Annotated in this window: 9 protein-coding genes; 1 reads left to right on the forward strand and 8 read right to left on the reverse strand. The window is 62.5% G+C overall.

The features are described 5' to 3' along the window. Window positions 1-93 precede the first annotated feature (93 nt). From paaZ to paaA, 8 genes are all read right to left on the reverse strand, one after another. Complete coding sequence (gene paaZ, locus ACW9JE_RS25335; RefSeq protein WP_457434287.1) at window positions 94-2,148, reverse strand: phenylacetic acid degradation bifunctional protein PaaZ; 2,055 nt, start codon at window positions 2,146-2,148, stop codon at window positions 94-96. Between the two features lie 64 nt (window positions 2,149-2,212). Next, a complete protein-coding gene (locus tag ACW9JE_RS25340) occupies window positions 2,213-3,859 on the reverse strand; it encodes a cation acetate symporter (RefSeq protein ID WP_457434288.1) in 1,647 nt (548 codons plus the stop codon). Further along, on the reverse strand, window positions 3,856-4,164 hold the full coding sequence (locus ACW9JE_RS25345; RefSeq protein ID WP_457434289.1) for a DUF485 domain-containing protein: 309 nt from the start codon (window positions 4,162-4,164) through the stop codon (window positions 3,856-3,858). The genes ACW9JE_RS25340 and ACW9JE_RS25345 overlap by 4 nt, the downstream gene beginning before the upstream one ends. 257 nt (window positions 4,165-4,421) lie before the next feature. Beyond that, entirely contained in the window at window positions 4,422-5,498 is a 1,077-nt protein-coding gene (gene paaE, locus ACW9JE_RS25350) for a 1,2-phenylacetyl-CoA epoxidase subunit PaaE (RefSeq protein ID WP_457434290.1), read from the reverse strand. A gap of 33 nt (window positions 5,499-5,531) precedes the next feature. Continuing rightward, window positions 5,532-6,065, reverse strand: coding sequence for a 1,2-phenylacetyl-CoA epoxidase subunit PaaD (gene paaD / locus ACW9JE_RS25355; RefSeq protein WP_457434291.1), 534 nt, complete (start codon window positions 6,063-6,065; stop codon window positions 5,532-5,534). After that, window positions 6,052-6,813, reverse strand: a complete 762-nt coding sequence (paaC, locus tag ACW9JE_RS25360; protein ID WP_457434292.1) for a 1,2-phenylacetyl-CoA epoxidase subunit PaaC — start codon at window positions 6,811-6,813, stop codon at window positions 6,052-6,054. The genes paaD and paaC overlap by 14 nt, the downstream gene beginning before the upstream one ends. Before the next feature lie 8 nt (window positions 6,814-6,821). Beyond that, window positions 6,822-7,103: a 1,2-phenylacetyl-CoA epoxidase subunit PaaB gene (paaB, locus tag ACW9JE_RS25365; protein ID WP_007943393.1), complete on the reverse strand. Its 282-nt coding sequence runs from the start codon at window positions 7,101-7,103 to the stop codon at window positions 6,822-6,824. A 28-nt stretch (window positions 7,104-7,131) separates the two neighbouring features. Then, window positions 7,132-8,121 carry a 1,2-phenylacetyl-CoA epoxidase subunit PaaA gene (paaA, locus tag ACW9JE_RS25370; RefSeq protein ID WP_175377650.1) on the reverse strand — a complete coding sequence of 330 codons (990 nt, stop codon included), beginning with the start codon at window positions 8,119-8,121 and terminating at the stop codon, window positions 7,132-7,134. Between the two features lie 240 nt (window positions 8,122-8,361). On the opposite strand from paaA, the gene ACW9JE_RS25375 reads away from it, so the two are divergent. Beyond that, entirely contained in the window at window positions 8,362-9,147 is a 786-nt protein-coding gene (locus ACW9JE_RS25375; protein WP_457434293.1) for a hypothetical protein, read from the forward strand. Window positions 9,148-9,373: the final 226 nt, after the last annotated feature.

The raw sequence follows: 9,373 nt of genomic DNA on the forward strand, positions 1-9,373 counted from the left end.
GGGCCGTATCAGTCAACTTTTACATTGCCTGACCCACCGCCTTCGCGAGCAAGCCCGCTCCCACTTTTGATCGAGGTGATCACAAGGCTGTGATCAATCCTCGCGTTTTACCACCAGGGTCAGGATGTCATAGCTGGCCACCAGCTCGCCCAGCTGGTTGGTGACTTCCACGTCCCAGGCCACGACGCCTTGCGGGATGCCTTGCGGGCTCTTTTTGCCCTGGTCGATTTTGCGTTTGCAGGTCAGGCGGGCCTGGATGGTGTCGCCGATGCCGACCGGGTTGATGAAGCGCAGGGTATCGAGGCCGTAGTTGGCCAGGACCGGTCCGGGCGCTGGCGAAACGAAAAGCCCGGCTGCGGCCGACAGGACGAAGTAGCCGTGGGCGATGCGCTTGCCGAATTGCGATTCCTTGGCCGCGATGTCGTCGAAGTGCATGTAGAAGTGGTCGCCCGACAGGCAGCCGAAGTTCACCAGGTCCGCTTCGGTGACGGTGCGACGGTGGGTCAGCAGCGATTCACCGATCTGCAGGTCCTGGAAGTAGCGACGGAACGGGTGCACTTCGGTTTCGATGACCTTGGCGCCGCGCACATATTCGCCAGTGACCGCCGCCAGCATGGTTGGCGAGCCCTGTACCGCGGCGCGTTGCAGGTAGTGCTTCACCGCACGCAGACCGCCCAGTTCTTCACCGCCACCAGCGCGACCCGGACCGCCGTGCTTGAGTTGCGGCAGCGGCGAGCCGTGGCCGGTGGATTCGCCGGCGCAGTTGCGATCCAGCACCAGCAGACGGCCGTGCAGGGCAGCGGCGACTGGAATGGCTTTGGCTGCAATCGCTGGATCCTTGGTCACCAGGCTCGCCACCAGGCTGCCTTTGCCGCGCGCGGCCAGTGCCAGCGCTTCATCCAGATCGTCGTAGGCCATCAGGGTGCTGACCGGACCGAACGCCTCGATGTCATGTGCGCCACCTTCGGCATGCGGATCGCGGGCCTGCAACAGGGTCGGGGCGAAGAACGCGCCCTTGTCGACGTTCTCGCCGCGTGGTTCGAAACCGTCACGGGCGCCGAACAGCATGTTGCTGCTCTGCAACAGCGCTTCCAGGCGCTCGGCCACGTCTTTCTGCTGGTCGTGGGAAGCCAGAGCGCCCATGCGCACGCCTTCCACCGACGGATCGCCGACCACCACCTTGGCCAGACGGTCACGCAGGCGCGTGGCGACGGCGTCGATGTACTTGGCCGGGACGATGGCGCGGCGGATGGCGGTGCATTTCTGCCCGGCCTTGGTGGTCATTTCCTTGGCCACCTCCTTAATGAACAGCTCGAATTCTTCGTCGTCCGGGGTGACGTCCGGGGCGAGGATCGCGCAGTTCAGCGAGTCGGCTTCGGCGGTGAACGGCACCGAGTTGCGGATCAGGTTCGGGTTGACGCGCAGCTTGGCGGCGGTGTCGGCCGAACCGGTAAAGGTCACCACGTCCTGGCCTTGCAGGCGGTCGAGCAAGTCACCGGTGCCGCCGATGATCAGTTGCAGGCTGCCGGCCGGCAACAGGCCGGATTCGTCCATCAGGCGCACCACGGCTTCAGTCAGATAGCTGGTGGCGCTGGCGGGTTTGACGATGCACGGCATGCCGGCGAGGAAGCTCGGCGCGAACTTTTCCAGCATGCCCCAGATCGGGAAGTTGAAGGCGTTGATGTGCACCGCCACGCCACCGCGCGGCACCAGGATGTGGGTGCCGGCGAAGGTGCCCATCTTGCTCAGTTGCAGTGCCGGGCCTTCGTGGACCACGTTGCCCGACGGCAGCTCGCGCGAACCCAGGCTGGCGTAGGTGAACAGGGTGCTGTTGCCGCCTTCGATGTCGATCCAGCTGTCGGCACGGGTCGCGCCGCTGTGGTGGGAGATCGCGTAGAGCTGTTCCTTGCGCTCGGCCAGGTACAGGGCCAGGGCCTTGAGACGTTGGGCACGTTGCTGGAAGTCCAGCGCCATCAGGCCGCTGACGCCTTGGCGACGGCCGTGTTCGATGGCTTCGGCGAAGTCCGGACGCTCTTCGTGGGTGCGGGCGATTTCATGGCCATCGACGGCGCTGCGCAGGATTTGCGCGCCTTGCTGGCCGATCCAGCGACCGGCGATGAAGCTTTGCAGTGTAGGAGAAGAGGACATCAGGATTGCTCCGGGTTTGGTCAGTGTCTGGCGGGGGTTTTAGCCGCGCCTGTCAAATGGATGGTCAGTGCTGGCTGGCGCCCGAAGCGCCGATGCCGGTCATGGAACGGATGAACTGCGCCAGGTAACGACCGCGCTCGAGGGCGGCCCGTGGCGAACGGTCTGTGACCGAGAACAGCCAGGCGCTGAAGAACGCCAGGCTCATGGAAAACAGCGCCGGGTTGGAATAGGGGAACAGCGCCTTGTCGTGGTGCATGACGTTGACCCACACCGCCGGGCTCAACACCAGCAGCACGATGGCCGAAACCAGGCCAGCCAGGCTGCCCAGCACCGCGCCGCGAGTGGTCAGGCCTTTCCAGTACATCGAAAGGAACAGCACCGGGAAATTCACCGAGGCGGCAATCGCCAGCACCAGACCGGACAGGAAGGCAATGTTCTGCGATTCGAACAGCAGGCCGAGGATGATCGCCAGCACGCCGATGCACAGGGTGGCGATTCGCGACACGCGCATTTCCTGTTGCTCGCTCGCCTGGCCCTTGCGGATTACGCAGGCATACAGGTCGTGGGACACCGCCGAGGCGCCGGACAGCGCAAGGCCCGCAACCACCGCGAGGATGGTGGCGAAGGCCACCGCCGAAATGAAGCCGAGGAACAGGTTGCCGCCCACTGCCTGGGCCAGATGCACGGCGACCATGTTGCCGCCGCCGATGATCGCGCCGCTGGCGTCGCGGTAGGACGGGTCGGTACCGACCATGACGATGGCGCCGAAGCCGACGACGATCAGCAGCAGGTAGAAGTAGCCGATGAAACCGGTGGCGTAGAACACGCTTTTACGCGCTTCCTTGGCGTCGCTGACGGTGAAGAAGCGCATGAGGATATGCGGCAGACCGGCGGTGCCGAACATCATGCCCAGCCCAAGGGAAATCGCGTCGATCGGGTTGGACAGCAGGCCACCGGGCGCCATGATCGCGGTGCCCTTGGCATGCACTTCGGTGGCGCCGGCGAACATCGCTTCGGTGCTGAAACCGAAATGCTTGAGCACCATGAACGCCATGAAGCTGGTGCCGAACAGCAGCATCACCGCCTTGATGATCTGCACCCAGGTGGTGGCGAGCATGCCGCCGAAAGTCACGTAGAACACCATCAATACGCCGACCAGCATCACCGCGTAGAGGTAGTCGATGCCGAACAGCAACTCGATCAGCTTGCCGGCGCCGACCATCTGCGCCACCAGGTACATCAACGCCACGGTGAGGGTGCCGAAGGCCGAGGTCAGGCGTACCGGCGTCTGTTCCAGGCGATAGGAAACCACGTCGGCGAAGGTGTATTTGCCCAGGTTGCGCAGGCGCTCGGCGATCAGGAACAGGATGATCGGCCAGCCGGCCAATACGCCCAGGGCGTAGAGCAGGCCGTCATAACCGTTGAGGAACATCATTGCGGAGATGCCGAGGAACGAGGCGGCGGAGATCATGTCGCCGGCAATCGCCAGGCCGTTCTGAAAGCCGGTCATGCCACCGCCGGCGGTATAGAAGTCGCTGGCCGAACGGGTGCGCATGGCGGCCCAGCGGGTCACGCCCAGGGTGAACAGGACGAACACCAGGAACATGCCGATGGCGTTCCAGTTCAGCGGGCGCGCGGCGCCTTCGGCGGCAACCGCAAGATCGGTGACCACGGCCAGCGGCAGCAGGAACAGTGCAAGAAGGCGACTCATCGGGCGCACTCCTGCTTGAGTTTGTCGTTCAGCGGGTCGATCACGTTGTTGGCGCGATAGACGTAGAAACCGGTCAATGCAAAAGCCAGTACCACTATCACCACACCCACCAGCATGCCCACGGTGGTCACGCCACCGCTCAGGGACTGGCCGAGGGTGGCCGGAGAGAACGCCACCAACAGGACAAAACCGAAATAGATCACCAGCATGATCAGCGACAGCGACCAGTAGAGCTTCTGTTTGCGGCGCACCAGCTGGATGAAGTCGGGGTGCTGGTGGATGAGTTCTATGTCTTGTGGGGTCATGGCACGCTCTCTTGTTTTTGTTGTGGGATGTAGCGGTTGTAGGAGCGAGGCTTGCCCGCGAAGGCGGTATGTCAGGCAGCATCAATGTTGAATGTGCTGGCCTCTTCGCGGGCAAGCCTCGCTCCTACAGGTAAAGCGCGGTCCCCTGTAGGAGCGAGCTTGCTCGCGATGGAGGACGGGACACCGCGGGGTGTCAGGCTGCCAGCGTTATCGTTGGCGACCATCGCGAGCGTGCTCGCTCCTACAGGGGGATCGAGTCAGAGCTGATCGAAATCCAGCACAACCTTGTCGCTGATCGGGAACGCCTGGCACGACAGGACGTAGCCGGCGGCGACTTCGTAGTCTTCCAGGGCGTGGTTGCTGTCCATTTCCACTTCGCCTTCGATGACCTTGCACTTGCAGGTCGAGCACACGCCCGCCTTGCAGGAGTAGGGCAGTTCGGCGCCCTGGGCGTTGCCGGCGTCGAGGATGCTCTGGCTGTTGCGCGGCAGGTCGAAGGCCAGGGCGCGGCCGTCGCTGATCACGGTGATCTGGCTGACCGCCGAATCGATCTGGCGGGCGGCCTCACGGGCTTCGCGTTTCTGCTGGCTGCCGGCGACGGCGAACAGCTCGAAATGAATGCGATCCGACGCCATACCCTTGGCCTTGAGGCTGTCACGCACGGTCTCGGTCATTTCCTGCGGGCCGCAGATGAACGCGGCATCGAGGGCTTTCACGTCGAGCCAGCGGGTGAACAACTGCTCGCATTTCTCGGCGTTGATCCGGCCGTTGTACAGGTCCACGTCCTGCTGCTCGCGGCTGAACACGAAGATCAGGTTCAGGCGTTGCAGGTAGCGGTTTTTCAGATCTTCCAGCTGTTCGCGAAACAGCGCGCCGGAGCTGGAACGGTTGCCGTACAGCAGGGTGACGCGGCTGTGGGGCTCGGTTTCCAGGGTGGTCTTGATGATCGACAGGATCGGCGTGATGCCGCTGCCAGCCGCGACGGCCAGGTAGTTGCCGTGGCGAGCCGGGTCCAGTTCGACGCTGAAATGCCCGGCCGGTGGCATGACTTCCAAGGTATGCCCGGCTTTCAGTTGTTCGTTGGCAAAGGCGGAGAAACGCCCGCCGGCCACGCGTTTCACGGCGATACGCAGTTCACCGTCGTTGACGCCGGTGCAGATCGAATACGAGCGACGCACTTCTTCGCCGTCCATCTGCGTGCGCATTACCAGGTGCTGGCCCTGGGTGAAGTGGAAGCTGTCCTGCAAATCCTGCGGAATCTCGAAGGCGATGGACACCGCGTCACGGGTCTCGGTGCGCACGTCCTTGATGGTCAGGCTGTGAAATTTACTCATTCTTGTTCTCCAGCTGGGACGGCCGATCGCCGCTCAGATGCACTTGAAATAGTCGAACGGTTCCCGGCAGTCGACGCAGCGATACAGCGCCTTGCACGCGGTGGAACCGAACTCGCTGAGCACCTCGGTGTGCGTGCTGCCGCATTGCGGGCAGGCGATCACCTGGCTTTCACCGAGCAGGCTGCGTTTGCTGGTGCTGCCCTCGGGCGGCGCGATGCCGTAGGCGCGCAGGCGCTCACGGCCGCTGTCGCTGATCCAGTCGGTGGTCCAGGCCGGGGTCAGGCGACGCTCCAGTTGCGGCGCTCTGAAACCCGCGAGTTCCAGCGCATCGCGGATATCGCTTTCGATCACTTCTGTAGCGGGGCAGCCGGAGTAGGTCGGCGTGACCACCACGTGCAAGTGACCGGCCTGCCAGTCCAGATCGCGCACGATCCCAAGGTCGACGACGCTGACCACCGGCACTTCCGGGTCCATGACTTCGCGCAGGATCGCCCATGCGGATGCCAGGTCGGTCGGTTGAGCCGGCCGGGCGCCGAGGTCGCTGGCGATCAGATCACCAGGTTGCATCGGGGTACGCTCGTGGCAGGAACTGCATTTCAGCCAGCAGGATCCCCAGGTGTTCGGTATGCAGGCCCTTGCGTGCGTTCAGGTAGAAGTAGCTCGCAGCCGCCGGGACGGGCAGGGTGGCGCTGGCGAAAATCGCCTCGACCTTGGCCTGCCATGCAGCACCGACCGTGGCGATATCCGGAGTGATACCGGCGGCGCACAGACGCTGTTCGCTGTCATCGGCGGCGAGCAGTTCCACGGTGAAACGCCAGACTTCCGGGATGGCCGCGAGCATGCGCTTGTGGCTTTCTTCGGTGCCGTCACCCAGACGCTCGACCCATTCGCCGGAGCGGCGCAGGTGATAGGTGACTTCCTTCACGGCCTTGGCGGCGATCCCGGCGATGCGCTCATCGCTCGACTGGGTCAGGCCGGTGAGCACTTGCAGGTGCCAGGCGTCGTACAGGAACTGCTTGAGGATGGTCACCGCATAGTCGCCGTTGGGTTGTTCCACCAGCAGCAGGTTGCGGTAGGCGCGCTCGTCGCGGCGGAACGCCAGGTGATCGGCGTCGCGACCATCGTCCAGCAGTTCGGCGGCGTATTCGAGCCAGTTGCGGGCCTGGCCGACGAGGTCGAGGCCGACGTTCATCAGCGCCAGCTCTTCTTCCAGGGCCGGGGCCTTGCCGCACCACTGGCACAGGCGCTGGCCCTGGATCAGGGCGCTGTCGCCCAGGCGCAGCAGGTATTCGATCAGATCGGTCTTGTTATTCATGGTCGACCTCACATGTGCCCGACTTCGGCCGGCAGCTCGTAGAAGCTGGCGTGGCGGTAGACCTTGTCGTCCGACGGGTCGAACAGCGGGTCTTTTTCATCCGGCGAGGACGCGGTGATCAGCGCCGACGGCACGACCCACAGGCTCACGCCTTCACTGCGACGGGTGTAGAGCTCGCGCGCGTTTTCGATGGCCATGGTGGTGTCGGCGGCATGCACGCTGCCCACGTGCTTGTGGTTAAGGCCGTGCTTGCTGCGCACGAAGACTTCGAAGAGGGTCCACTCGGACATTTCAGTTACTCCACATCAGGTGGCCGGATCAGGCGGCGTTCTTGTTTTGTTTTTTGCGGGCGTGGGCGACAGCGGCTTCGCGTACCCAGGCACCGTCTTCAATCGCCTTGCGGCGGGTGGCGACGCGTTCGGTGTTGCACGGGCCGTTGCCCTTGAGCACTTCGTAGAATTCGTCCCACTGGATTTCGCCGAAGTCGTAGTGGCCGCGCTCGGCGTTCCACTTCAGGTCCGGGTCAGGGCAGGTGCAGCCCAACAGTTCCAGTTGCGGGATGGTCTGGTCGATGAAGCGCTGGCGCAGTTCGTCGTTGCTCTGGCGCTTGATCTTCCAGGCCATGGATTGCGCGCTGTTCGGCGAGTGTTCGTCGCTCGGGCCGAACATCATCAGCGACGGCCACCACAGACGGTTGATCGCGTCCTGGACCATGTCCTTCTGCGCCTGGGTACCGTGACGCATCATGGTCAGGAGGATTTCGTAGCCCTGGCGCTGGTGGAAGCTCTCTTCCTTGCAGATACGGATCATCGCTCGCGAGTACGGGCCGTAGGAGGTGCGCTGCAGCACCACCTGGTTGACGATCGCCGCCCCATCCACCAGCCAGCCCACCGCGCCCATGTCGGCCCAGTTCAGCGTCGGGTAGTTGAAAATGCTCGAATACTTGGCTTTGCCGGTGTGCAGCTTGTCGATTTCTGTATCGCGATCGGCGCCCAGGGTTTCCATGGCACTGTACAGGTACAGGCCGTGACCAGCTTCGTCCTGGATCTTGGCCATCAGTTGCAGCTTGCGCTTGAGGGTCGGCGCGCGGGTCACCCAGTTGCCTTCGGGCAGCATGCCGACGATTTCGGAGTGAGCGTGCTGGGAAATCTGCCGAATCAGGGTCTGACGGTAGGCATCTGGCATCCAGTTCTTGGCTTCGATTTTGATTTCTGAATCGATTTTTTCCTGGAAGGCGCGTTCCTGTTCGGACATTTCCGACAGTTCCTTGATGCGCTTGACTCCGGTTTCTACAAGCTGTGCGTACATTTCGGTCTCCGGCCTCTTTTTTGTTCAGGGGCATTTCGAGGGCATGGAGAACTTTATAAGCGATACAGAAATTAATATCAAACAGAAAATATCGTGTCGTATGTGTTTTTGTATCGCTTCAGACGTACGGAAGGAAGGTAATTGGGGGTTGTGGACAGGGTGATGGCACCTCAGTAGCATCCGCGACTAATGGATTTTTACCTCCAAAGCGCCAGCCGGCGGCCCTCTCAAGGAATCGAAATGTACGAATTCACCCATGGCGACATGAAGGTCGCGTTCACTGTGTTGAGCGGTGAGGTGGTGGGCAGCGAAAAGCTGAGCGAAACGCGGGTCACCACGACGGGCGGGGGCAGGAATGCCGACGGCGATGCGCGGCCGGTCAGGGTCAGCTCGGAGTCGATCATCAACCACGAGTTCTGGATTCGTACGCCGGACGGCATCGAGCACGATGTGAAACTGCGCGGGGTGGATGTGCCGTTGCGCGAAGGTCAGCAGGTTTCGTTGTTCAGTGCCCAGCGCAAGGACGGCAAAGCGCCGGTCCCCGTCCTGCTGCAGAACCACTCGGCGGCCAAGCGCTGGCTGGTACGTGACGCTGCGGCGTTGAACATGGAATTGGGGTTGGTGGACTTCAAGTGGAGTTCGTTGTGGATTGCCTTTGCGCTGTTGATTGGTGTGGGCATCGCTTCCCCTGGATTGGGTTTCATCGCGTTTGTCGTCTTCATCTTTTATCAGTGCTACCAGGCCTCGAAGCGTAAGAGGCTGCTGTTCAGCGATTTGAATGCCTTTCTCGAAAAGCTGGGCACCCAGAAAGCCGATCGGGTGCAAGCGCAGGCCAATCCGTTTGAAAGCATGCTTCAGGCTTCGGGGATTGAGTTGTCCGACACCCAGGTCCAGTCGATTTCGTTGCAGTTCGAGTTGCCGGTCGAGGTGCAGGTTTCAGCCCCGGAACAACAAGCCCCAGCCGAAGCGCCAAGCCCTGTGCTGGACAGCAATGCGGTGCTAAGAGCGCTGTCGCGCAAGTCCTGATTTTTCACCTGCCCACTACATCACCTCTGTAGGAGCGAGGCTTGCCCGCGATGGTCACAAGAACACCGCTGGGTGCCAGACAGCCAGCGTCATCGTTGACGACCATCGCGAGCAAGCTGGCTCCTACAGGGCTCCGCGCCAATCACAAACCCCGCATCCACCCAAAAAACCGTAGGAGCGAGGCTTGCCCGCGAAGGCGTCAGGTCAGGCGACATTGATGTTGAAT

This window comes from Pseudomonas sp. SDO55104_S430, from assembly GCF_054070595.1.

Excerpts from the sequence above, each read along its gene's own strand:
- ACW9JE_RS25345 (WP_457434289.1), bottom strand. The coding sequence starts at position 4,164 with ATGACCCCACAAGACATAGAACTCATCCACCAGCACCCCGACTTCATC.
- paaE (WP_457434290.1), bottom strand. The coding sequence starts at position 5,498 with ATGAGTAAATTTCACAGCCTGACCATCAAGGACGTGCGCACCGAGACC.
- paaD (WP_457434291.1), bottom strand. The coding sequence starts at position 6,065 with ATGCAACCTGGTGATCTGATCGCCAGCGACCTCGGCGCCCGGCCGGCT.
- paaB (WP_007943393.1), bottom strand. The coding sequence starts at position 7,103 with ATGTCCGAGTGGACCCTCTTCGAAGTCTTCGTGCGCAGCAAGCACGGC.
- paaA (WP_175377650.1), bottom strand. The coding sequence starts at position 8,121 with ATGTACGCACAGCTTGTAGAAACCGGAGTCAAGCGCATCAAGGAACTG.
- paaC (WP_457434292.1), bottom strand. The coding sequence starts at position 6,813 with ATGAATAACAAGACCGATCTGATCGAATACCTGCTGCGCCTGGGCGAC.
- ACW9JE_RS25340 (WP_457434288.1), bottom strand. The coding sequence starts at position 3,859 with ATGAGTCGCCTTCTTGCACTGTTCCTGCTGCCGCTGGCCGTGGTCACC.
- ACW9JE_RS25375 (WP_457434293.1), top strand. The coding sequence starts at position 8,362 with ATGTACGAATTCACCCATGGCGACATGAAGGTCGCGTTCACTGTGTTG.
- paaZ (WP_457434287.1), bottom strand. The coding sequence starts at position 2,148 with ATGTCCTCTTCTCCTACACTGCAAAGCTTCATCGCCGGTCGCTGGATC.